This window comes from Mesorhizobium sp. WSM4809 (genome assembly GCF_055811655.1).
Genome location: NZ_JBVVQW010000026.1, coordinates 36,656 through 59,586, shown reverse-complemented (window position 1 = coordinate 59,586; position 22,931 = coordinate 36,656). Strand labels below are relative to the sequence as shown.

Annotated in this window: 19 protein-coding genes, 4 pseudogenes and 1 riboswitch; of the genes and pseudogenes, 12 read left to right on the top strand and 11 right to left on the bottom strand. The window is 59.6% G+C overall.

The features are described 5' to 3' along the window. The 7 genes and pseudogenes from AC0L24_RS31905 to AC0L24_RS31875 form a co-directional block, all read right to left on the bottom strand. Window positions 1-1,642, bottom strand: a pseudogene (locus AC0L24_RS31905) (hypothetical protein); the annotation flags it as partial. Window positions 1,643-1,702: 60 nt separating this feature from the next. Next, window positions 1,703-3,448, bottom strand: a complete 1,746-nt coding sequence (virD4, locus tag AC0L24_RS31900) for a type IV secretion system ATPase VirD4 (protein ID WP_473564837.1) — start codon at window positions 3,446-3,448, stop codon at window positions 1,703-1,705. Window positions 3,449-3,676: 228 nt separating this feature from the next. Continuing rightward, window positions 3,677-4,549: a hypothetical protein gene (locus AC0L24_RS31895; protein WP_473564836.1), complete on the bottom strand. Its 873-nt coding sequence runs from the start codon at window positions 4,547-4,549 to the stop codon at window positions 3,677-3,679. 3,232 nt (window positions 4,550-7,781) lie between these two features. Next, window positions 7,782-7,976, bottom strand: a complete 195-nt coding sequence (locus AC0L24_RS31890) for a hypothetical protein (protein ID WP_473564834.1) — start codon at window positions 7,974-7,976, stop codon at window positions 7,782-7,784. A 24-nt stretch (window positions 7,977-8,000) separates the two neighbouring features. Continuing rightward, window positions 8,001-8,585: a DUF6088 family protein gene (locus tag AC0L24_RS31885; RefSeq protein WP_473564832.1), complete on the bottom strand. Its 585-nt coding sequence runs from the start codon at window positions 8,583-8,585 to the stop codon at window positions 8,001-8,003. A 124-nt stretch (window positions 8,586-8,709) separates the two neighbouring features. Next, complete coding sequence (locus tag AC0L24_RS31880) at window positions 8,710-8,988, bottom strand: hypothetical protein (protein ID WP_473564831.1); 279 nt, start codon at window positions 8,986-8,988, stop codon at window positions 8,710-8,712. A 1-nt stretch (window position 8,989) separates the two neighbouring features. Beyond that, on the bottom strand, window positions 8,990-9,334 hold the full coding sequence (locus tag AC0L24_RS31875; protein ID WP_473564830.1) for a hypothetical protein: 345 nt from the start codon (window positions 9,332-9,334) through the stop codon (window positions 8,990-8,992). Between the two features lie 547 nt (window positions 9,335-9,881). On the opposite strand from AC0L24_RS31875, the gene AC0L24_RS31870 reads away from it, so the two are divergent. Further along, window positions 9,882-10,403, top strand: a complete 522-nt coding sequence (locus AC0L24_RS31870; protein ID WP_063171389.1) for a helix-turn-helix domain-containing protein — start codon at window positions 9,882-9,884, stop codon at window positions 10,401-10,403. A gap of 384 nt (window positions 10,404-10,787) precedes the next feature. On the opposite strand, the gene AC0L24_RS31865 is transcribed toward AC0L24_RS31870, so the two are convergent. Further along, window positions 10,788-11,081, bottom strand: a complete 294-nt coding sequence (locus AC0L24_RS31865) for a hypothetical protein (protein ID WP_473564829.1) — start codon at window positions 11,079-11,081, stop codon at window positions 10,788-10,790. Window positions 11,082-11,691: 610 nt separating this feature from the next. On the opposite strand from AC0L24_RS31865, the gene AC0L24_RS31860 reads away from it, so the two are divergent. The 7 genes from AC0L24_RS31860 to AC0L24_RS31830 all read left to right on the top strand — a co-directional run bounded on the left by AC0L24_RS31860 (window position 11,692) and on the right by AC0L24_RS31830 (window position 14,866). Then, a complete protein-coding gene (locus AC0L24_RS31860; RefSeq protein WP_473564828.1) occupies window positions 11,692-11,979 on the top strand; it encodes a hypothetical protein in 288 nt (95 codons plus the stop codon). A gap of 167 nt (window positions 11,980-12,146) precedes the next feature. Next, the gene (locus tag AC0L24_RS31855; RefSeq protein WP_473564827.1) at window positions 12,147-12,599 is read left to right on the top strand and encodes a BRCT domain-containing protein; all 453 of its coding nucleotides are present in this window, start codon (window positions 12,147-12,149) and stop codon (window positions 12,597-12,599) included. A 469-nt stretch (window positions 12,600-13,068) separates the two neighbouring features. Beyond that, the gene (locus AC0L24_RS31850) at window positions 13,069-13,404 is read left to right on the top strand and encodes a helix-turn-helix domain-containing protein (protein ID WP_473564826.1); all 336 of its coding nucleotides are present in this window, start codon (window positions 13,069-13,071) and stop codon (window positions 13,402-13,404) included. Window positions 13,405-13,685: 281 nt separating this feature from the next. Further along, window positions 13,686-13,871, top strand: a complete 186-nt coding sequence (locus AC0L24_RS31845; RefSeq protein WP_473564842.1) for a hypothetical protein — start codon at window positions 13,686-13,688, stop codon at window positions 13,869-13,871. A 49-nt stretch (window positions 13,872-13,920) separates the two neighbouring features. Then, the gene (locus AC0L24_RS31840) at window positions 13,921-14,220 is read left to right on the top strand and encodes a hypothetical protein (RefSeq protein WP_082827325.1); all 300 of its coding nucleotides are present in this window, start codon (window positions 13,921-13,923) and stop codon (window positions 14,218-14,220) included. Beyond that, window positions 14,217-14,648 carry a PIN domain-containing protein gene (locus AC0L24_RS31835; RefSeq protein WP_473564825.1) on the top strand — a complete coding sequence of 144 codons (432 nt, stop codon included), beginning with the start codon at window positions 14,217-14,219 and terminating at the stop codon, window positions 14,646-14,648. Before AC0L24_RS31840 ends, AC0L24_RS31835 begins: the two co-directional genes overlap by 4 nt. Window positions 14,649-14,701: 53 nt before the next feature. Beyond that, window positions 14,702-14,866 (top strand): DUF5131 family protein, encoded by a 165-nt coding sequence (locus AC0L24_RS31830; RefSeq protein ID WP_473564823.1) that lies wholly within the window; start codon window positions 14,702-14,704, stop codon window positions 14,864-14,866. On the opposite strand, the pseudogene AC0L24_RS31825 reads toward AC0L24_RS31830, so the two are convergent. The 3 genes and pseudogenes from AC0L24_RS31825 to AC0L24_RS31815 all read right to left on the bottom strand — a co-directional run. Then, a pseudogene (locus AC0L24_RS31825) lies at window positions 14,789-15,093 on the bottom strand (nucleotidyl transferase AbiEii/AbiGii toxin family protein); the annotation flags it as partial. The gene AC0L24_RS31830 and the pseudogene AC0L24_RS31825 sit on opposite strands and share 78 nt — an antisense overlap. Next, window positions 15,086-15,702, bottom strand: a pseudogene (locus AC0L24_RS31820) (type IV toxin-antitoxin system AbiEi family antitoxin domain-containing protein). The pseudogenes AC0L24_RS31820 and AC0L24_RS31825, both read right to left, overlap by 8 nt. Window positions 15,703-16,326: 624 nt before the next feature. Beyond that, on the bottom strand, window positions 16,327-16,509 hold the full coding sequence (locus AC0L24_RS31815; protein WP_065010976.1) for a hypothetical protein: 183 nt from the start codon (window positions 16,507-16,509) through the stop codon (window positions 16,327-16,329). A 102-nt stretch (window positions 16,510-16,611) separates the two neighbouring features. On the opposite strand from AC0L24_RS31815, the gene AC0L24_RS31810 reads away from it, so the two are divergent. From AC0L24_RS31810 to metE, 4 genes and pseudogenes are all read left to right on the top strand, one after another. Continuing rightward, complete coding sequence (locus tag AC0L24_RS31810) at window positions 16,612-17,949, top strand: serine hydroxymethyltransferase (RefSeq protein WP_473564822.1); 1,338 nt, start codon at window positions 16,612-16,614, stop codon at window positions 17,947-17,949. A 53-nt stretch (window positions 17,950-18,002) separates the two neighbouring features. Next, on the top strand, window positions 18,003-19,178 hold the full coding sequence (metK, locus tag AC0L24_RS31805; RefSeq protein WP_473564821.1) for a methionine adenosyltransferase: 1,176 nt from the start codon (window positions 18,003-18,005) through the stop codon (window positions 19,176-19,178). A 107-nt stretch (window positions 19,179-19,285) separates the two neighbouring features. Next, window positions 19,286-20,278 (top strand): adenosine kinase, encoded by a 993-nt coding sequence (locus AC0L24_RS31800; protein WP_473564820.1) that lies wholly within the window; start codon window positions 19,286-19,288, stop codon window positions 20,276-20,278. 369 nt (window positions 20,279-20,647) lie between these two features. Continuing rightward, window positions 20,648-20,826: riboswitch (cobalamin riboswitch) on the top strand. Window positions 20,827-20,940: 114 nt separating this feature from the next. Further along, window positions 20,941-22,490, top strand: a pseudogene (gene metE, locus AC0L24_RS31795) (5-methyltetrahydropteroyltriglutamate--homocysteine S-methyltransferase). The last annotated feature ends 441 nt before the right edge of the window (window positions 22,491-22,931 follow it).

Below are 22,931 nucleotides of genomic sequence, written 5' to 3'. Positions count from 1 at the left end.
TGGCAGCTAACGCCGGCGGGGCGGCGGCCTGAACTCCGGCGTGCCCAGAGCCGGCCGCTGCCAAAGCGTCCGCCACGCTGCTGTTGAGGTCATTCGGTCCAGCGGGCATCCCTGGGGCGCTGAAAAAAGACGAGGCGGCTTGATCATCCTGCCATTGCTGAAGCACTTCGCGGAACCCATGTTCCACTCGCAGGAGCTTGTCTGGATTGGTTGGCGGCTCGTCAGCTCGATCATCGAACAGCGGCCGAAGCGCCTCGGGAAGCCCGTCAGACACGGGCTCCGCATCGCGGACACGTTGCAACGCGAAGAAGAGATTCCGGTTGCCTGGAAACAACCTCTTGGCGAATTCGATCCGCGAATCGTGATCCAGCCCAGAGATCGTCTGGCCCCGACTCTCAAGCGCCTCAGAAAATTTGCGAAGACTACGACCATAGACACCACGGCTGCCTAACGCCAAGCTGGTGTCACTGGTCACTTGTTCCAAGATATGCGCGTCTGCCTTTGAGGGCACTGCCGGCCGCGCAGTCGCTGAATAACCCGGCTCATGATACGCACGCAGGACGTTCAACGCCGTCTTTATATCACCGTTTTTCGGAAAGAAAGCACCGACGTGTTCGACCAGGGATTGGTGATTTCTTAGATCAGTCGCTTGGCCACGAGCGCCGAGATCATTCGCCAATCGGCGAAGCGCATTCGAGTATATTCGCACCGTGCTCTCGCTATAGTGTTGCTGAGCCGCAGCGTGGGCGACCGCTTTATCGATAAGGTCCCGGTGTTCGTCGGACAGATGGGGATAGCCGGTAGCACCGGCGCCACTCGCGACAGCTTCGGCTCGGCGCGGCTCCGCCACGTGCTGCTCAAAGCTCGCTTGCCGGGCCTGGCCCGCATCCGGCAAGGGGTCAGGCGCGAAAGAGAGCATCGCGTCTGGGACGCGTTGAGTCCCATAGGAGAAGCCGTTGGGGAGGGCGAACGAGACGTTTATGGAGTGCTCGATCGCAGCGGGGGGCGCTTCAAACCTTGCGGAGGGCGCGGCCTCACCATGCAGCGTTCGGATGTGTTCGGCCCTTGTCACTTGAACGGGTACCCCTTCCAATGGCAATTCCCCGAACTGCTGCATGGAGGGCTGCATCGGCACGCGGCCGCCTGAATTGCCGATTTCGCTCGGCGGCTGCTGAATGGCGGCGGCTTGCGGCGTATTCAGGCCCCTCTGGCTCTCCGCTCGCCATACCAGCGCCGTGGAATGTTCATTGTTGACGATGACCCAACGGCCTGGCCAGTGGGTGCCCTGGTCAAGCGCATCCGGCGAGGGCCCGATCTGCTGTTGGCTGGCAGTTAATGCTGGCGGGGCGGCCTCAACTCCGGCGTGCCTAGAGCCGGCCGCTGCCAAAGCGTCGGCCATGATGCTGTTGAGGTCAGCCGGTCCAGCGTGCATCCCTGGCTCGCTGAGAAGAAACGAGGCGGCTTGATCATCCTGCCGTCGCTCAAGCCGTTCGCTCAATTGTTCCAGTCGCAGAACCTCTTCTGGATTGGTTGGCGACTCGTCAGCTTGATGGAACAGCCTCCGGGCCTCGGCAAGGTGCTGCTCATCGCCCACTTGCCGTGCCTGGTCCGATTGCCCCTCTTCCAAGCCGGCGTCCTGCACCTGCGACAAAGCTGCTACCCGGGATGGATTACTATTTCGCGGGTCCACACTAGCCTCACATCAAACTGTATCGTCAAAGTCCTGCGCCAATCCACGCAGCGGCTCATCGGGTTGAGATTCTGCCGGGAGCCCCTCGTCTGCTTGCATCAAGGGTGCCGGCTCCGGGAGGGCGCCTGTCTGGCTTTCGAAGATGCGTTTAAGGATGCGGTCCGAAAAATATCGCACCTTTCTTAGTTGCAATGGTGGCAGGCCTTTGATGAGAACAATCTCGTAGTCGTCATCGAGCAGCCGAATCTGTTCGGGACGCAGCAGCGGTGCACCTTGATGCGAATTCTGAATGTTCCAATCGAACGTTCGCGCTTGGCTGTAGGAAATCGATTTGGCTTCGAACGTGTATTCACCGATGGCTTTGGAAATGTAGGTTGGAGTCTCGTCATCGGCCGTGGCCATGAACACTTGCAGGCCGGTATTGCTGAGAAAATTCTGCTTGCCAGCCTCGCCATAGGCCCCCGTCAGTGCCGAGAGGCTTTGGATGATGAGCATGAAGCGACCCTTGTAGCCCGCGATGGTCGTAATTGCGGTCTCGATCGCCTCCAGCTTACCCAAGTGCTTGAATTCATCGAGCAGAAACAGAACTTCATATTTTTCATCCCGCCGAGGCAGCGACCGCTGTAAAATTGAAACGACTTGCTGAAAGAACAGGCGTATCAACGGCGCGACCACCTCAAGATCGTTCGGACCAACGCAAAGGTAGATGCACGTTTTGCGACGGCGAAGATCGTAGACCGAAAAATCCGAGCGACTTGTTGCCGCCTTAACAGCGGGATCCGCCCACAAATTGAGGCCGCCATCGCCAAGGACGGACGTGTAGGAGGTCAGGATTTTTGTATCGTTCCCCGCCATGTCGTCGAAGATGCGTTGTGCCTCTTTGTTCCGGGTCTCCATGGCGAGTCGCGCGAAGAGCTTAAACTTCTCCCCCGGCTGGGCGAAGAGATCATAGACGGCGCCGATTGTTGGCGTGCCCCGCTCGATGCAGGCGAGGATGCCCGCGACAAAGAGATCTCGCGCGCCGTTGACGAAACCTTGCGCGCCCTCCCCCTTCGCCGTAATCAGGTTTGCCGCCAAGCGGCGGGCCTCGGTGAATTGCTGCTGTGGAGACAGCGCTATGAGGTCCAACAGCGGGTTGTAGCAATTCGTGCGCCGCTCCGAATCCAGCGGCGCAAATTTGAACACCTCCGCGCCGGCGGCCTGGCGCGCTCTCGAGGTAAGCTCAAAGAGCTCCCCCTTTACGTCGAGAGCTATCACCGAGCCTTTGAATGTAAGTAGCGTTGGGATGACGATGCCGACGCCCTTACCAGCACGGGTCGGTGCAACGATAAGGCTGTGAGGCTGCTCGCCATTGGTCAGGTAGTAACCAGGCCAGAAAGGGCCACTCGTCTTCCCAAAGACGGGGCCTACCACGCCACGGTATCGTCGCAGATAACCCGTGTGTCGCATTTCATCCACTCGCGCCCAGCGCGCCGTCCCGTGATGTTCGAGTTTGCGCCGCAATACGATCTGCTGAATCAGCAAGACGACCGCCGACGTTGCGAGCACGATACCTATGCCCCGATAAAAGATGGGGGTTGCGAAACCCAGATAGAAGGGCGTCTCGAACCAAAAGGCACGGATGTCAAACGTCATCAAAGCCTCGCCGCTACCCCCATGGCGGAACGTTGCGTACAGACTTGCCGCGCAGAAGCCCAAGGCGAGTGAGCACGCGATGCTAACGGCTATGTTGGGGGGCGTCGTTTTTGTTGAAGGCATTGTTCCATCGCCGGATTAGCCGTTGCTAATGCTGCTGCGCTTGCTTCAGACACCGGAGCGACGTCGCCGCTCGACAGATCGATGCCTCAGCGGGTTGTGCGATGCTTGCGTCGCACAACCCGGCAGACGTGGTTTTTGAAAGTTACGCTAAGGCAGGTACATCTACGGCCAGCGCATTGGAAATGGCAAGGCCGTCGGGGAGAAGGCGCACTTACCATGGCCAAGACCTCAACGGCCGGAGCGATCTCTGCTTCTGGAGGCAGCCATTAGATCCTCGCGGGCGTGATTGTAGGCGCGGCTTATGGACTGCCCGACTTGACTACCCCGCTGCAGCTGCTGATGGGAGGTTTGCGGGCCTACTGTATCACGGACTGAAGCCGCAATATCTGCTATGTGGCCGTCCAAATTCGCATTCCGTTCCTCCGCTGCATGTTGCGGCGGAGGCATGTTCTGCAACAGGCCATGCAGGTGGGGAAGTGAGTTAGCTTGCGCTTGTTGATTTGGGTCTAACTGATGATACACGGCGACAACAGCATTTTGGGCGGTCGCCTTGACCATTTGGTGCTGATTAGGATCAGCAGCCAATTCCATCGCCTGGTCAAAAATACGAGATTTATGTTCATCATTAAATTTACTGAAGTTTTGCGCCACAAACATAACCCCTAGAGCTTTCTCCATTGGATCCATGTCGCCAATGCGATTGATAAGAGCAGTCTGCTTCTGGGGTCCCAGAAAATGGGCTACGTTACTAGCCGCATGGACTTGGAACAATGCTACATCGGCCGAGTTGAACCCCAATCCGTCCGTCAATCTGTCGGCCAGAGCGTTGGCTGATCCTCCGAGCTGGTTGTTGCGCCTATCAAATCTGCTGAGGTCAGACTCTTGCCCGGGGGCCATGTCCTGAACGGCGCGTCGCATTTGCCTCTCGGCGGATTTGAAGCTCCCAAGATCGCGTGCTGTCTCGCGCGGGTTAGCGGTTACTAGCCGTTCTGCAACATTGGTCAGTGGCCCGGCTGGAAGGCCATCGTGGTTACGCCGTTGCTCGGCCCTCCTCCCCTCGCGGGATGAACTTCCAGCTGCACGTTTGCTGTCGCGATCCATTGCTCGGCCTCCAAAGTCGTTATTCTACCCAATGAGGTTACCACCTAAGCTTGACCTGCTGAACCGATATGATGTTACAGTTGTAGTCTGGCAGAGGGTTCCCAGCTCTGTGGGTCTGCCAAGAGCCCGCCCGAGCCAAGGAAATATGATAAGGCTGGCATCAAATGCGATGAGTGGGGTCTGCCAGAGGACATGAATGGCGCGCCGTCGCCGACTCTTCGCCTCCCCTTCCGGTCCTTGCAAGAGCCCGGCATGATATCCCCGCGGTAGGTTCTCCTTTGGGCGCAGGCTTGCATGCTCAAGGGTTTCGATGAGGACCATCGCCCACTCCGGCTGATCAGCCGCGGCCGAGCTGTCGTGCTCCCTCGGCAAGGAAATCAGTCGAGACCTGACCGGCAATTTGCGCAGCGCCGCGCCAATAGCATCGGTGTACCATGCCATCGCCAAGGCATTCCTGCTGCAGGCCACAAGTGGCAATCCCCCGGCCCAACCGGCGCCAGGCGAAGAGCAAAGGTCCGACGGCGAAAACGCGCGCGGGCGGGCAGCACGGCATCGCGCAATGCCGCTCCGTTCGCGACGCGGCCGCCTGTCGTCGATGCGCCGCGGTCGTCAGCACCAGCCCCTGGCGAGCCAACCGTCGGCTGGGCGATCGCGACATCTTCAATGCCTTTGTGCCGGGATTTTCTCAACGGGAGCCGCCTGGCGCAGCCACTCGAGACGGACGGCATACTTCAGCGCCACCGTGACCAGTGCAATTGCCGCGCGGCTTTGCGCCCCAACCGCATTGATGCAGGCGTGCCACCGACTAACTTGCGTTGGCTGCAACATCCCCTCGCCTTCCGCGCCCCTGGACGGTGCAGGACTCACAGAAACCTTCAATCCCCAAAGACGGTCAGTTTCTCGCGTTCCTGTCCGGGCTAACTGTGGATGGTCCTACGATGGGGTCCAACCGTTCGGTGGATGAGGGTGCAAGTGGCGCCGACGCGCTCTGCTTGTCAGACGCCATTGGTAGACCGCGGGAATGCAGCCATCCTGGCCGACACAATGCCTGTTTTTAAGCACAGCCTGAATGGACGCCTTATCAAGGCTCAAAACGCTTCAGCTTACCGTCGCGGTCGCCTTAGCACGCCCTCACCACCCATATTTCTGCGCGATGCCAAGGTAAACGATCCAAGCTAACAGTCACGCCAGATCTCGAATGGCATCCGACCGCAAAGAAGTATTTTCCAAGGAGGTGTGCACGGTACGTGTTGCCTCTTTTGCCGATGCCCCCGCGCCTCGTCGCCGAGTTGGCTCTGGCTCGCGTGGTCGCGACCGAAGATCTCAAGCCTATGGCCCAGCCAGAACGACAGTGTCGACTTTGTAACAATGTCAGAGGTCCGACTGATACGGGCGGCCCGCAACCGTGCGGTTGAAAGCTTTTCTCTTTTGGCACGCTTGGTGCAGCAGATGATCCTCAAACGTTGCACGGAACCTCGATAGACCGAGAGGGGAATCCCAGGAATGAACATAACAGGCATCATTGCGTCGGTCGCGCTGTCGACTTGGTCTGAAGATGGACGCAGGCCTGATATCGCTAGAGGTCGATCCTACAAAGCGGCATTTCACGTCCTGGGCGAACCGGATGCGGAGAGCAACATGGCGGTCAGCGTTTTTCACGTGTGAAAGCCTGTGACGCGCTTCGAACTTAGTTCGACCGCAACCTATGGGAACAGGGAGCCACCTGCAGCCAGAGCCAGAACCAAGGCACAGTGACCGATATCTACCACGATCACTGCAACATCGACGAGATCGTTGGATCATCAGGCACGGTTGAGGACACCAACTATGATGGAGCATCGACAGCGGCGACGGGTAGGAAAGTCTGCTTAGCGACCAGCATCAGGTTGCTACTTTGAAGGAGCCTCTCACATCGAAGGCATCGTAGAGCCGGCCGGAGTTGCCTCTCGCCTGATGCCGAGGCGCGCCTCAAACCATTGTTGCCTGGCAGGTCTTTGCCGCGCTGTGCAATTTGGGAGACCACGCGTCAATGAATCGGATCAGCTTACTTCTGCTGAGCGCATTCGGGGTTCGGACCTGTGTCCCTCAAGGAAGAGAGTGGTTCGATCCGGCACAGGCCCTTGGGCGGGGGGGCTTGGGTGAGCCGGTGCCGGACCGAACCGTCTCAGGCAACGCCGGCTATGTCGTGGGATATTGCGGCGACTTCGTGGCCAAAACGTGACGGTAATGTGTCGTAGATTCACCGATTCCAACACGCGCATTGCAAACGTGACTGGACGCCTAAGAAACCGCGCAGCGCTGCTGAGTTTGTCGGGAGCTCTGCACGTGGGGGCTAGCTTGGCTGTGAAACAGCCGCCCGATCAGACGTCGGATTGAGGAAGGGAAAAACTCGCAATGTTGTTTCTCCGGGGCGCCGGGCGACATACAACCGCAAGCCAGCCGGCGTCGCCCGGCCACATAGAATTCGACCATCTCCTTCGAAGGGCTCACAACAGAAAAACGTGTGCATCAGGACATTCGGATCCGAAGCAGGAGTCATGCGCTTCAATCTTGCGAGTGATGCAAAGGACCCGGCGATTTTCCTGATCTGGCAAGGCCGTTCCGTTTGTCGGCATGCCGGAATGACGGAATGACGGAAAAACGGACCGGCCCCGAGTCGGGACTATACGGATAAGGCGAGCCGGCAGGGTGTGGGGTCGGGTTATGGGCCGTTGGGGGAGACGGCATAAGGGGCAGGGTTTCGCGGCGCCAGTCGATGGCAGCGGCGGCTGGCGCGGGGATCGCGGTCAAGATCGGTTTTCTGGGCCGGCCCGCATCGGCTGCGCCCATTGCCAATTCGCCCGGCCGTTCGCCAAACTGGATCGGACCGGACGGTATCGGCCGCGTTTTCGGATTGACGCCGTGGCCAAGGTCACCGGGGACAAGACTTCAGCCGCGATTTTCGCGCCCGTGACATAGCGGGCTAGCCGCAAGAAAAGAGCCACACGTTCCTGATCCGCGGCACCCGGGCCGACGCTCCGTTCGACGGGCTGAACCTCCGCAAGACCATCGCGCACAAGGTCTTCGCCGACTATCAATCGGTCGGAGCGAATTCGTCTTTGATCCACCCCGGCAAGCGCTTCCTGACCATCTCAGTTAGCTTGCTCGCCTGCGATCAGCTCGGAGGAATGCCGTCCTCGTCAACGTTCCCACCATCAAGGACTTTGTCATGTCATAGGTCAGATCCAAGTCTTCAGAGACTGTCGATCAGCCGATAGACTTTGGAAAGCGATGTTCCCCCTTTGAAATCCAGGAGGTCCTTGACTGCGGATGTGTAGATAGCGTCAAGCGTCGCGACGACCATGATGTCCTTTTCAAGGATATGCGGCTCGCGTCCCAATGTTTCCGAAGCGGCCAGAAGAGCGTCTCTTTGCAGGCTACGTTTCAAATCGAAGAAGGTTCACCGCTCATTTTATGCTTTCGAGATCGCCGCATGGACCCAAGCGGGCACTTTCGCCTTGAGAGCGACTACGCGAGTCCATTCCTCGGGGGTCAGTCTGTTCTTGAGCAATTTCGCGTAGTGGACACCGTTAGCTCGGCCAAGGTGCGCGATTGCCCGGATGGCCTCGCCCGACCTGTTCTTTGGCAGGCTCGTGATCCAAGCGGGTCCGTGCTTGAGGCGTATTGTGCGGCGGCCAAGTTTCAGGTTCTTCGACTTTCCGGTCGTGAGAAAGACTTTTTGAACCGGAACTTGTGTCGTCAGGCCCAGCTGGTTCGCCGCCGTAGCACCGGAATTGACGACCTTCTCACCTGCCAACGAGGCGTACGACTTCACGACGGCTTCCGCTTCCGGCAGCACATATCCATAGGGCGTTTTTCTAGAGGGCGTGTACATTCCCCTGTAGACGCGCGCCAGTTCGCCCTTTTTCGCAAGTCTGCTCAGAGCTTGATCGGCTGCCGCACGGTTTCCAGAGCCAACGAATTCCTTCGAAGTGAGCAAAGCACCTTCCTTGGCTCTTTTCGTACGCATTTGAACCGCTCGCGTGACCCCTTCCATGGCATTAGCTCCTGTCATAGAGAAGTTTCGAGTTTCTGACCGAATTGGCTCTTATCATATTGATTGCAAAGAAACAGTTCAAGATGGGCTATGGCCCAAATCTGGACGCTATATTCCACCCAAATTATGACGCGGCCTGCCTGTCCAAACCGGCCGTCTGGCATTGAGCTTTTGGAACGGGATCAGGCTGCCGCAGGTCTTCGAGCCTTCCTGCATGGATGAATGAGGCATCCCGGGTAAGGCGGCTGCGGAAGTTGGTCGAGTCATTACCGCCTTCGCCCGCAACTTCAGGCCCGACGAGGTTGCCGATGACCGGCAGCTCCATGTCGGGGCCGCGGCTCGAGGGTTTTTGGGAATCAAATCGCGACCATCTTACGGCCGCACCAAAGTCGAAATCGGCCAATTCAGAATTCGAGCTTCAGCGTAGGATCCACAGTTCCCCGTGTTTTCCTGAAGGTCTCGCCGAAGTCGTCTTTCAGAGCCACATTGGCCAACGCAAATTCGACGAGCTCGGCATCAGATGTCAATCCAGTTCGAGCTTTGGCCATCTTAATGAGATCAGCACTCACCCGTCCCGCAATCCTGCCGTCCTTCTCAGCGCGCAGGCCGGATTCTTCCGCCCTCTGCAGAACGGCGTTAATCCTGGCCAAGCGACGCATCTGCAATTTCTCAGCCAGTTTGGAAAGGGTTCTCGTCCGCTTGCCCTTGGATCCTTGGCCGCGACGCGTACGTACAGCCGTCTTCGTCATCGGGGTTTCCGCAGATTCCGTTTAACAAAAAACGATTTTAAACAACATAGCAGGCAAGGTGTTTTTTCAAAGACCCCAAATAGAAGGCGGTTGTTGTCAGCCCCGGAGGTTGCGTTGCTGAAGCCCTCCAAAAGGAGGGATCGCACGCGCTCGCGGGCCAAGCTCGCAGCTGTGAGTTTTCACCTCGTCCGAGCGGCCCGGCAGCGCCAAGTTGGCGCGATTCGGGAGTGCTAGCACCGCGCCAATTCGAAGACCGGTGCGGCCTTGACCCTCGCCAGCACCTGACATACTTTCTATAAGCAATTTGCGTAGGGAACGCGTGTGCAGCCCGATGATATCGAACTCATTGTGGACGCTGAAATTTCGGAGGACCCATGCCTCCTCTTTGATGTCGTCACGCCCGATGGCGTGCTTCAGCTATTGGGGGACGTGGAGATGGGCAGCAACCATCTTGTTGTCCGTGACCTCCATATTGGGGGCGATGCCCAGGTCCAATGGGGTTGGTCCAAATTGCGCAAGCTCGGTCGAGTGATCGCGGAGAAGCTCAATGTCGACTACATCGAAGTTCATGGAGCGGTTCGGACAACGGGTGCGAACCCGGGACGTCGTCCAGGTGTCGTCAGGCTCTCCCGTCCGGCTGAGCCTCAGCTTTCTACACGGCGCGAATACTCCTGAGGCTGCCAGGGTTCTCGTCAGGAGACAGCTGCCGCTGAGGACGGCCCATGCGGTTCTCACGGAGATGGTCGATCAGGGCAAGGCGTTCGTGACCGTTCCTTGCGTCGACGACCTGCGGGCACTGAAGGACGAACTCTCGTCCGCAGGAGTGATCGCGAAGGTTCATGCGCCGCGGCCGATAAGCGTTCGCGAAGTTCGGGATAGCACCAAGCTGTCCCAGGAGGCGTTCTCCGTGAGGTATGGCCTCGATCTGGCAACGCTTCGAAACTGGGAGCAAGGTCGCTCGGAACCGGATGCAGCGGCGAATACTCTGCTTTGGACCATCGCCCGGAATCCGGAGGCAGTCGAAAAATCGCTCGACATGGAGGACGAAGTGGCGGCGCCGTCTCCCTAGTAGTCTAAGTCTTGGGGAGAGGCCGTCGGAAGGGCCACTCCATCGCGCGGCTACTCGGCATGCCAATGAACTCCAACCCGACCGCGCTTTGCACCATCGTGGGCATATTCCAATCAGATCCGCAAACTGCAGCACGACCTGTCGAGACGCACGGAGCACGCCCTGGAGGCGGCCCTGCGCCTTCGCGCGAAGACGGCCAAGCATCTCCAGTCCCTTAGCCAGAACCGGAATATCTCGTCACCGCTACGGCCCGGAACTGGCCGCCACCGCCTCCCAGATATACCGGCTCACCGCCACCCTTGAAGAGGTGGCGGCAAGGGTCACTGCGTTGATCGCGCGGCCCGCGAGATTACAGCAGGCAGATCTAGCTGCCTCATGGGAGGTTCACGGTCGGGATTCAGCGGCGTCCTCGTCTGCTGCGGCAGCTAGTCCGATGACATGATGCACCACGAACACATCGACGAGGTACGCAGCCTCGTCCCGGGAAATAGGCAACATGTCTGCCGTGATTTCATTATCAACATAGGACTCGGCGTCCCAAAGGGTGCGAGTCAGCTTCTCGTTGGCCGGCTCAATCCGCTCAATGACCCTTTCGAACGCGGCGTTGGCGGCCTCGATAAGCACGGTACGGTCGGCCCCGGCGACTGGCAGGGACGCAATAACGGCATGGGAATCCATGACGAACGTTTCCTTCTGGAGTGGCGGTCTCTTGCCTCAGCATTTTCGGTCGCCATGCCGACGCTGGTTCTTGCTGGAGTGGCTCGTCGAAGCGCCAGGCGCCACCTTGTGCTCACATGCGCAGCCGCAGGATACGCGAGAATTCGGCAGATGCAAACAAAGTGACAAGGCACGGCAGCGCCAGGGGCAGAACAGTGTCGGCGTAGTGGGCGAAAGCGGTCTGCGAGCTTTAGGTTCCCGCGCGAAGCGGTCTGGAACCAAGCCTGATCCCCGGAGCCGCCGTCGCGCGTCCTGTCAAGCGCAGGCGCGCGCTCTCCGCAAGGGCTTGAGCGGAGCGTTCCCTTGAGGACGAGCACGGCTGCGCGAGGGACAAAGCGCGTCGGAGGCGGACCGGGTTCAGGCGGCCTGATTCTTGGTGAGTCCAGAGCGTCTTCTTTGGCCGGCCGTTCGGGCGAGACGCCGTTCCTGGAGGTGGCAAGATAGCCCTGCCATTTCGAAAGCAAGGAGCTAAGGGGAAGCCTTCCGGTTTCGGCACGCGTTTTCTGGTCGGCGGATAGATGAGTGTTGTGATGTCTGCTACAATCGAAAAGTAGAGTCGAGGGGGGCGACAATGGTCGAAGTGTTCCGCGGAAGGAGCGGTAAACTCGAACACGAAGGGGCCGCGCTCGGTAGAGTCCATGCGCAGGCAAATCACCGCAAGGCGTTGGGGTACTGGCTCGGGTTCTTGAAGGGCGTGATGGCCAGCGAGCGGGTCGAGTGGGCGGAGATGCCTCCACTCAGGGTCGAAGCTGAGCAGTTCCTGTCCCTTCTTCACGACGATGATGCTGCCGAGCTCATTCGCGATCTGGATATTTGGGGTAACGCGCCTGAAGAATCTACGCCGTCCTTGAAACAATAATCGGCATACGCTCACGGGAGTTTGTCACCGCTGACGACAAGGACGAAGTCAACGAGTTCTACGGATTCTGTGCCGGTATCGCCTGCGACAACTCCATTACGCCAGCAGAGGTCGAAAAACTGCTGTCCAGGTTGGACTCGAGTGTGGTCCTGCGCAGAGACAGTCGCGTGGCATCTCTCGGAGAAACTGCCAGAAGGTCTTTTGCTGACGGTCGCATAACCGCCGACGAGGCAGAAGACATATGCGGGTGGATTGCCCGTCTTGTCGGCGACAGCGCGACAGACACGGGGCTGCCTACCTTCGGCAATGTGGGTGTCATTGACGGCGCCTTGGAGGATGCAAGCCAGTTCGTGATTCCGAGCCGGATGTTCGTCCTCACGGGAAAGTTCGCCATCGGCCCGCGAAAGGCAATCGCGGCGATGATTTGCGAACGCGGCGGTGATTGGAAGGACACCGTCTGCGGCCAGACCGACTACCTCATCGTCGCGGCCGAAGCGTCTCGGGACTGGAAGCACAGCCACGAAGGCACGAAGATCATCAGGGCAATGGAGCTTCGCGAAAAGGGAGGTCGGCCGGATCTGGTTCTTGAACCGATGCTGGCCAAAGCGTTGGGTTTCTGACCGCCTCCATACGGCAAAGGGAAACCCTATTGTCTGGGAGGTGCAGCTTCAGAGCCTGGTCGGAAGCGCGGAGCCTGAACACCTGAGCCTTAGTGAATCGTGATACGGGGCTCTGGCCGCTCGCCACGCTTTTAAGCAAAACTGGCTCGACGTGGCGCTCGGCTGCTATTCCTCCGTCAATGCCGAGATGACCGTTCGGATCGTGGCCGCTCTCTCGTCTGCGACTTGCCCATCGATCGGATACTGACGGAGACAGACGGCCCTTTCACTCACGTCGACGGTCGGCCCAGCGAGCTCCGCTGACGTGAAAACCACGGTCGCCGCGATCGCCGACGTCGAGGTCCCGATCGATGCCGTCACGACGGCGGTAAGATAGAACCTTGGTTCTTTATTGAGATGGGGGCCTCAAGGCTAGATTTGTAATCTTCGTGCTACATAATGGGTGAATCTGTAGCACCAAGGTGACAGAATGCCCACTCCACACAATCCTCCTGCTGCGGTGCGGCGCGCGCTGCGCAAGCTTGGGGCGGACATCCATGATGCCCGTCGACGCCGACGGCTGCCTATGGCCGTCGTCGCCGAGCGCGCCTTCACGTCTCGCTCGACGCTGCAAAGGGTCGAGTCCGGAGAAACCAACGTCAGCGTCGGCATTTATGCCGGCGTTCTGCAAGCGCTCGGTCTCCTCGACGGCCTGAGCCAGGTAGTCGACATCAGCAACGACAGCGTCGGTCAGGCGCTCGCCAGCGCCGACCTGCCCAAGCATCTCCACCTCAAGCGGCCAACCGGCTCGTCCAGCAATGGCTGACTTCGAGGCCATATCGATTTGGACGGCCGCACACGCCGATCGGACTGGCGAGGATCAACGAGACCATTCTCCTCGAGTTGACGGTGCATGGCTTGAGGCCCGACGTGCCGGACTGAGCGCTGTAATCACGGCGCAGGTAAGAGCCGGCCTCCGGCGGGATCCGGACCGCTTCTCGCATGTCAGCGGGGATAGTCCTCCGCTCGGAACAGGAGCCGGATCGAAGCCCCTCAACGAAGGTCACGCGGTTGTTAAAACAACGAACGCATTGAAGTTACTGCCAAATGTTTTCTGGCAACGAGAACATTCCGACCCTGAGGCGTCAAAAAGTCACGCTTTTGATTTTAGGGAAAATCGCCGAAAAAATATTTGGAGGTTTCGTCAACTATCGCGACCGGTTGGACGATTTTGCACCTCGCGGCCGCCCGGCGGCCTGCTCGACGCTCGACAAAAAATACCGTCGTCCTTGATCAAACCCTGCGTTCTGGTTATATTACTGGAAATATGTCGGAGGCAACTATGGGCAGCTCGCAAAGACGCGCCATTCAAAGCTATCGATCTCGCCTTAGCGAGCGCGGCTTGGCGCGCTTCGAAGTGCTTGGCCGCGATGCCGATCGCGACCTTATTCGATCTTTGGCTCGCCGCCTGGCCGAAGATGGGCCGGATGCCTCTAGCCTGCGCGCTGCTGTCAGCCAGACCATCGCGGGCGAGCCACCCAAGCCTGGCGGGATCCTCGCCGCATTGCGTCGTTCGCCGCTGGTGGGAGCCGACCTCGATCTTTCCCGCTCCCATGAAGAGGGACGGAAGATCGACCTGTGACACGCTACCTCCTCGATACCAACATCATCAGCAATGTCGTCAAATCGCAGCCGTCGGAATCGCTCCTGGCATGGATGTCGAGTCAGCGTGACGAGGATTTGTTTATCGCTTCGCTGACCGTTGCGGAAATTCTTCGCGGGGTTCTGGAGAAGCCGCGCGGGAAAAAACGCGACGCACTCGACAAATGGTTCTCTGGGCCTGAGGGGCCGCAGGCGCTGTTTGCGGGCCGCATCCTCTCGTTCGACGACAAGGCCGGGCTGATCTGGGCGCGGCTGATGGCAGGAGGAAAAGCGGCTGGCAAGCCGCGCAGCGGGCTCGACATGATCATCGCCGCTGTCGCCGGAGCGAACGAGTGCGTGCTGGTAACGGATAACGAAAAACACTTTGCCGGGCTCGAGGTCGTCAATCCGATACGCGGACTGGTTTGATGCGGCGGCGGGTCCAGGAATGCTCGGCACGGTATGACTGAAACTCAGATAGAGTGGACTCCGCTTGGAACTCAGTCGCAGGATGGTTGATCGTTACGGCAGGCTGCGCCCATTGTTATGCAATGGAGATGGCCAAACGCGCCATCGCCAGCGTCCTGCGCCAGGACCTCCCGAAACGTCGCCAGCATCGTCTCCGCGCTCGGATCGCCAAAACCTAGCAGGTCAAGTTCGCGTGTGCCGCGGTGCGGATCATTCGAACAGCTCATCATCAGCATCGCACCCTTCAGCACGAAGCAGTCAGCGTGGGGTGACTGGCTAAGCCGGAAAAGCAGCCGCTCGAGGGCGAAGCGGGTCAGAGCCAGATCGAGGTCTGGCCGCTTACCTTGGCGAGTTGCAGCAGACGTGCGCGCACTGAGGCGCCGATGTTCTTGATCTCTTTAGCCATTGGCAGTCAGCGCCTCGATATACGGCCGGATGACCGTGGCGACACCGCCACGCTCAGCCTGCCTGCCAATTTCGCCGGGCGTGGCCTGCGCTGGCGAAGCGCTTCCTGGAGGCCCTCGATCGCCACCGACAGGCCGATCTTGTTGCGATATCGGAAAAGTCCGCGATTGTTTTGACAACCCCAAAGACCTTTGCGGTCACGCCCTCGACAACATGAGTTTCTACGCTGTCGTTGAGCAGATTTCGGTAAAACGCACGATGCGAATGGGTGTGCCTCGGGTTTGGGAGCCCAGTCTTTCTGGCCGATGACCAGCCATACCTGTCTCGGAAGCTGATCTGTCAGCTGGTGGAATGCCAGGGCTGACAAGGCAACGCCTTTGGGTACGCGCTTGGCAGCCTCCGCTAGGCTATGATTAGCGTCGAGCGGCGCATCGGAGAGTTGGTGGATGCCGCGTGCGAGCCGGAGCACCTCCCCATCCCGTTCCATGCGACTCATCGTGGCCGCTGTTACGCCGGCGTTGCGCAGCTCCGCGAGACGCGCGATTCCGCGCACTGTCAGAACTGCGTGGGCGATTTGGCGCTGGGCAGCGGGCTCTGGCTGATACGACATCTCGGAACTAAGGGGTTACAGTCTGAGGATTTGTATCACCTTTGAGAATCAATGGAAGCCAATCGTCAGCCGCGCCGCAGCCATGCTTTGAGCTCGCCGTGGACGGCGACGCCTTCGAGCAGGATATCGGTTTCCCCTTGGGATGTGGTCCACCGGGACAGAGATCGGAGCCATGGACAAGATGGATTTCATCCCCGCGATGCTGAGCGTCCCATCGCGCGGCGACCGGCGCATGAAGGCCTCGGCCGTACGCCGCATCTTCGCAAGCCGGCCTTACCGCGCAGCCGCCGTTGTGCTGGGGCGCATCCGGTATGCACGTGCCGCAACAATCCTTCAAAGAAAATCGCGGACTTTTAGCACTCTAAACCGCTCAGAATATGTACGTTGAGCCTATCATTTGGGCCGCGGGTCGAGACCGTGGCATATCGGAAAACGATCTGCGATGCGGTCGGCGTATTGGCCTTGTCGGACGACAAGATTGCCTCTGAAAGAGTGGGAGGACGCCAAATGGAGGAAGTTTGCCAGCCGATGATGACACTGGTCAGGCGCCTAAAGGCGGCGGCTCATCTTGATCGACTTCGAATCCTGGGGCTTTGCGCGCATGCGGACCTGACCGTCTGCGAGCTAGCAGAAGTTCTGAGTCTGTCTCGCGAGCACGTGGTCGCACACGTCCGCCAGCTCGCCAGAGCCGGCTTTCTTCTCGGCAACGAACAGCGCCCCTGGCCTTCGTACCACCTCGAAGCAGGAGGCTCGGACGGCGGCTTGGTTCAATTGTTGGTTGATCTCCTGCCCCACGGCGATGGCCATCACAGACAAGACCTACAGCGCCTGGTGGCGATACAGGGCGCGCGGTCCAAGGTGGCCGCCTGCTTGTCCTGAAACTTAGTCTCAATGGAGCGCGAAGCTGATATGAACAATTCGACTGGCGGCGCGATCGCGGAGCTTGACACTTGCGAGTGGCCTCACCTGGCTGTCGCAGATTCTCGCGTTCACGAGCTGCTTTTAAGACAGGAGCGCCAGGAGCGGACGACCCTCAAACTTATCGCCTCGGAGAACTTCGCGTCCTCCGCGGTGCTGGAAGCGACCGGGTCTATTTTCACCAACAAGTATGCCGAGGGATATCCCGGCGCGCGCTACTACGCCGGAAACGAGATTGTCGATGAGCTTGAAAACCTCGCCATAGAGCGATTGAAGGCGCTGTTCGGCTGTGAACACGCCAACGTGCAGCCTTATTCCGGCTCGCCGGCCAATCAGGCTGTCTGTCGAGCGCTGTTGTGTCCGAGAGACAAGATGATGGGCTTGACCCTCCCCGGCGGGGGGCATCTGACGCACGGTTGGGCCGTGAATTTCTCCGGCACTGACTACCAGCGAGTTCCGTACGGGCTGCACGAAAAGACGCAGCAGATTGACCATGACCGCTTGCGCGAGACGGCCAAACGGGAACGACCGAAGCTCATTTGGGTCGGCGGAACTGCTTATCCGCGTATCTTTGACTATGAGGCAATGGCCGACATTGCTTCGGAGGTGAACGCCTATCTGGTGGCCGACATCGCCCACATCAGCGGCCTCGTTGTCGCAGGAGTGCATCCAAACCCTGTTGGCCGTTGCGATGTTGTCACCAGCACCTCTCACAAATCGCTCCGCGGCCCTCGCGGTGGCTTCATCTTGTCAAGGAATGAAGACCGCTATCAGGCGCTCTACCATTCCAAGAGCAAACACAATCTGGCCAAACGCATAGACCGTGCCGTGTTCCCTCTCCTCCAGGGCGGACCGCACATGAATACGATTGCCGCGCTAGCTGTCGCTCTGCACGAAGCAGGCAATGCATCCTTCCGTGTGTACGGTCAGCACATCGTCAACAATGCCAAGGCTCTGGCCCAGGCCCTTCTGGAGCGAGGTTATGAACTCGTCACGGGGGGCACTGACAATCACATGCTGATCCTTGATCTTAGGGACCGGCCGCTGTCTGGGAAAGACTATGCCGAGCGCTTGTCGCAAGCAGGGATCATTACGAACTTCAACATGGTGCCGGGCGACCGGCGCCATCCCGCGCTCACCAGCGGCATACGCTTAGGCACGCCAGCAGTGACGTCTGTGGGCATGGGCGAGGCGGAAATGGTGCAGATTGCCGCTTTCATCGACCTGGTTTGCCGCCAGCCCGATGATTCGGACGTGCATGCCACAGTACGCAGAGACGTTGCCGATTTCTGCGCTGCGTTCGACGTGCCTGGCATCTCCGACAGGTAAGACGGCCGGATCAACTGTCACATCAATTCCAACGTTTGAAGCGAGGACATTCCATGACCAGACAATTCGTGTTCTCTTCCGAATCGGTCGGCGCGGGACATCCCGACAAGATGGCCGACAATATCTCAGATGGCGTGCTTGATGCGATCCTTCGCAAGGATCCTAAGGCCCGAGTTGCTTGTGAAGCGTTGGTGAAGTCAGGGATGGTCGTTCTGGCTGGCGAGATCACCAGCCACGCGCAGATCGATTACAGCCAAGTTGCCCGCGATATCATTTTGGACATTGGATATGACGACGATGCGATCGGCTTTGACGGCCGGCGTTGCGCCGTGATTTTGGCCTTGACCGAGCAGTCGCCCGACATCAGCCAGGGCGTCGACGAGGGACGAGGGCAGGATCTCGATCAGGGAGCAGGGGATCAGGGCCTCATGTTCGGGTACGCGTGCAACGAGACCGAAACATTGATGCCCTTGCCAATCCAACTTGCTCACGATTTGACAAAAAAACAGGCAGAGGTGCGCCAAACCGGACGCCTTGGCTGGCTTCGCCCGGACGTTAAATCTCAAGTCTCCGTCCGCTATGAGGGTTTGCGCCCGGTAGCGCTTGATACCATAGTCTTGTCGACGCAGCATGACGAGGAGGTCTCACAAGCCACGGTGCGCGAAGGCGTCATTGAGGAGATTATAAGGCCGGTCTTGCCTCAGGATCTCGATACGACGGGGATAAGATTCCTGGTGAATCCAACAGGCCGGTTCGTGGTCGGTGGGCCGCGCGGCGATTGCGGGCTTACCGGACGCAAGATCATCGTCGATTCCTACGGCGGGATGGGGCGTCACGGCGGTGGCGCCTTTTCGGGCAAGGACCCGTCGAAGGTTGATCGATCGGCCGCCTATGCGGCGCGGCACGTCGCAAAAAACGTCGTTGCCAGCGGCCTTGCGGAGGTGTGCGAGGTTCAGCTTGCTTACGCGATCGGTGTCGCCGCGCCGGTCTCTGTCCTCGTCAATACATTCGGAACCGCAAAGATTGATGAAAAGAGGATCGAGCGCGCCGTCCTTGAGCTTTTCGATCTCCGGCCGAAAGGCATCATCAAGGCGCTTGATCTCTTACGGCCGATTTACCGCAAGACCGCGACATACGGACACTTCGGCCGCGAAGAGCCGGAGTTCAGCTGGGAAAAGACGGACAGAGCTGACGAGCTGTTGCGTGAGGCAGGACCGGCAGCCGCGTGAGGCGCCGGTATTGGACGCGTCGGCATAGAGCGACCGATTCCACACTCGTAAGAAACACCCGCTAAGGCGTGGCAAGAAGCCGGCTCGGGTTTTTGGCGGAGATTTTGATGCCGGATCATGACGTGCTTTGCATCGGCAATGCCATTGTCGACATCATCGCCCAGTGCGACGAGGAATTCCTCGAGACCAACGGCATCATCAAGGGCGCGATGAACCTCATCGACACTAAGCGCGCCGAACTGCTCTACAGCCGCATGGGCCCAGCGATCGAGGCGTCCGGCGGCAGCGCCGGCAACACGGCGGCCGGCGTTGCCTCCTTCGGGGGCCGCGCCGCCTTCTTCGGCAAGGTCTCCAACGACGCGCTGGGTGAGATCTATGCGCATGACATCCATGCCCAGGGCGTCGCCTTCGACACCAAGCCGCTTCAGGGCGAGCCGCAGACGGCACGCTCGATGATCTTCGTCACCCCCGACGGCGAGCGCTCGATGAACACCTATCTCGGCGCTTGCGTCGAGCTCGGGCCGGAGGATGTCGAGGCCGACAAGGCGTCGGGCGCCAAGGTCACCTATTTCGAGGGTTATTTGTGGGATCCGCCGCGGGCCAAGGAGGCGATCCGGCAGACGGCCAAGCTGGCGCACGCGGCGGGCCGCGAAGTGTCGATGACCTTGTCGGATTCGTTTTGCGTCGACCGCTACCGCGACGAGTTCCTCGACCTGATGCGCTCGGGCACCGTCGACATCGTCTTCGCCAACAGCCATGAGATCAAGTCGCTCTACCAGACCTCGTCCTTCGACCAGGCGCTCGCCCAGATCCGCAAGGACTGCAAGATCGCAGCCGTGACGCGCTCGGAAAAAGGCTCGGTCATCGTGCGCGGCGACGAGACCGTGGTCATCCAAGCGACGGCCATAAAGGAGCTGGTCGACACGACGGGCGCCGGCGATCTCTATGCCGCCGGCTTCCTGCACGGCTACACGCAAGGCCGTGACCTGCAGACCTGCGGCGACCTTGGCTCGCTGGCCGCCGGATTGGTGATCCAGCAGATCGGCCCGAGGCCCCGGCAGAATCTGCGCCGCGAGGCTGAGCAGGCGGGGCTGTTGTAGGGCAGCATCTCGGCCACGTATTGCCCACCTTCCGTTGTGCAGGCTGTCCAGACAAGCGCGTGTAAATCGAACGTACCAGTCCGAGAAGCATGCCGGTTTTTCTCAAAATTCCTGATTGTTGAGGCTCAGGAACGTTGTCGCACTTCGGGCCAGTACTGCCGCCCGATGATGAATGGCCAACACGCGCCCTTTGACGAAGTCGTTTTGAGACGGGATCGTACAAGAGGCAGATTGCCCGAGGGGCGAGCCACAGTCTGCACACACCGGAAAGTCGCTCAGAAGGCTCAGCTCTACGGGGACATGGAAACAAGCCGCAAGCGAACAATCCACATAAACACATAAACATTTCTTTATACGGCATTGACAAGAAAGTGGGCTGCACCGCAAGGCGCTGCCGTAGCGGAGCTAAGTGGGAAGCCGGTGCAATGCTGGCGCTGCCCCTGCTGTAAGCGGCGAGCCAAACCCATCAATGTCACTGGGGCGAACTGCCCCGGGAAGACGGGGCAGAGGCTGTGACCCGCAAGACCTGCCACGGCTAACAACGTCCACGGGCGGGGTGTCTGGTGGCCGCGGCAGCTCGGCGTTGATGCCGGCCTGCTAGCGCCTTCCTTTTCCCCGCCCCACCATCGGGGTATGGAATGAATGTCTCCCAGCAAGTTCCCATAGCAACGCTTGGCGTGCCGCGTATCGGTCGCCGGCGAGAACTGAAATTCGCGCTCGAAAGCTACTGGTCCGGAAAATCTTCTGCTGCCAACCTTCTGGCGACGGCGAAGGCGTTGCGTGCCGCCAGCTGGAGCGAACAGCACGACCGCGGCGTGTCGAAAATTCCGTCGAACGATTTCTCACTGTATGACCATGTGCTCGACACCGCAGCAATGGTCGGCGCCGTCCCAGCTCGTTACGGCTGGACGGGCGGCGAGGTCCCGCTCGACATCTACTTCGCGATGGCGCGCGGGACGCAGGGCGACACCGCGGGTTGCGGACCGGCCAGGGCCCAAGCCTTGTCCGAAGGCAGGGAGGCCGTAACAGGCGGGCTGAAGGCTTCTGATGAGGCGGCCGCCGCGCGCGCAATGTCGACAAAGGCCATAATCCGCTCGTCCGCGGGCGCGTCAGCAGCATTGACGGCGCCATGAAGCAACGAAAGAGCGCATTTGCCAAGCGCTCGAGAGTCCAGGCTGACACGCTCGCCCTGCCGCTGTTCCCGACGACGACCATCGGGTCCTTCCCGCAGACGCCCGAGGTGCGCAGGGCACGCTCCGCTCATGCGAAGGGTCGGCTGAGCTATATCGACTACCTTGACCTTCCTGAAGAAAGAGACTGAGGGCGCCGTTCGTTGGCAGGAGGAGATCGGGCTCGACGTGCTGGTACATGGCGAGTTCGAACGCAACGATATGGTGCAGCATTTCGGCGAGCAGTTGTCCGGCCTCGCCTTCACCCAGCATGGCTGGGTGCAAAGTTACGGCTCCCGGCTCGTGCGCCCTCCCATTATCTTCGGCGACGTATCGCGGCCCAATCCGATGACGGTTCTCTGGTGGCAATTTGCCCAGTCGCTGACGAAAAAGCCGGTGAAGGGCATGCTCACTGGCCCAGTGACGATTCTTAACTGGGTTTTGTGCGCGACGACGTACCCCGCGCCGAGGTCTGCCGCCAGATCGCACTCGCCATCCGCGATGAAGTGGCCGACCTCGAGAAAGCTGGCGCAAGGGTGATCCAGATCGATGAGGCCGCGTTTCGCGAAGGCTTGCCCCTGCGAAAGTCCGATTGGAAACATTATCTCGGCTGGGCTGTCGAATGCTTCCGGCTCGCCTCGACGGGTGTAGAGGACGCGACCCAAATTCACACCCACATGTGCTATTCGGAGTTCAATGAGATCATCGACTCGATCGCTGAACTGAACGCCGACGTGATTTCAATCGAGACGTCGCGCTCCAAAATGGAACTGCTGGAGGCCTTCACCAAGTCGAAACATCCGAACGAAATCGGTCCCGGCGTCTACGACATTCACTCGCCACGTGTCCCCGAGATCGGCGAGATTTTGCATCTCGCCCAACTTGCTCGCGAGCGACTGTCGGACGGCCAACTGTGGGTGAATCCGGACTGCGGCCTCAAAACAAGGAAATGGGAAGAGGTCCGCCCTGCCCTCATCAACATGGTCGCCGCAGCCTGCGCGCTGCGGGAGGAAGTGCAGTCGCAGGCCGCTGAGCCACTGTAACCGTCAAATATGTGACCAGCGGGCCTCGCGGATAATTTAAGATGGAAAGGACGGCATCGAAAAGCCGCGAAGAGGTCGGTCGACGCTTGCGAGTCCAACCTTGTCGTCCAGCCGAAGGCCGCTGGACGGCTGAGCGGCGGGGCAGGATTTGGGACGCCGATTCTGGTCCGAGGACGGATGATTTCGACCACGAAATAGAGGAAGGCGGTTTTGTCCGTGAGCTTCTGCCTCTCACACAGCCAGCGGTCAACAGACACTTCACCGAGGGCGAACGATGCCCCCCGTGCACCGGCACTATCGAGATATCGGCGGCGAGGTCGACCCATCAAGAGCGTCGGTGTCGATTGACTGCGTCGCATGTGTCGGACGACAAAATAGCCATACCGCTCAGCCGCAAGCTGCGACCATTCCTCATCGCTTGAATTGAAGCCGGCTGCATCT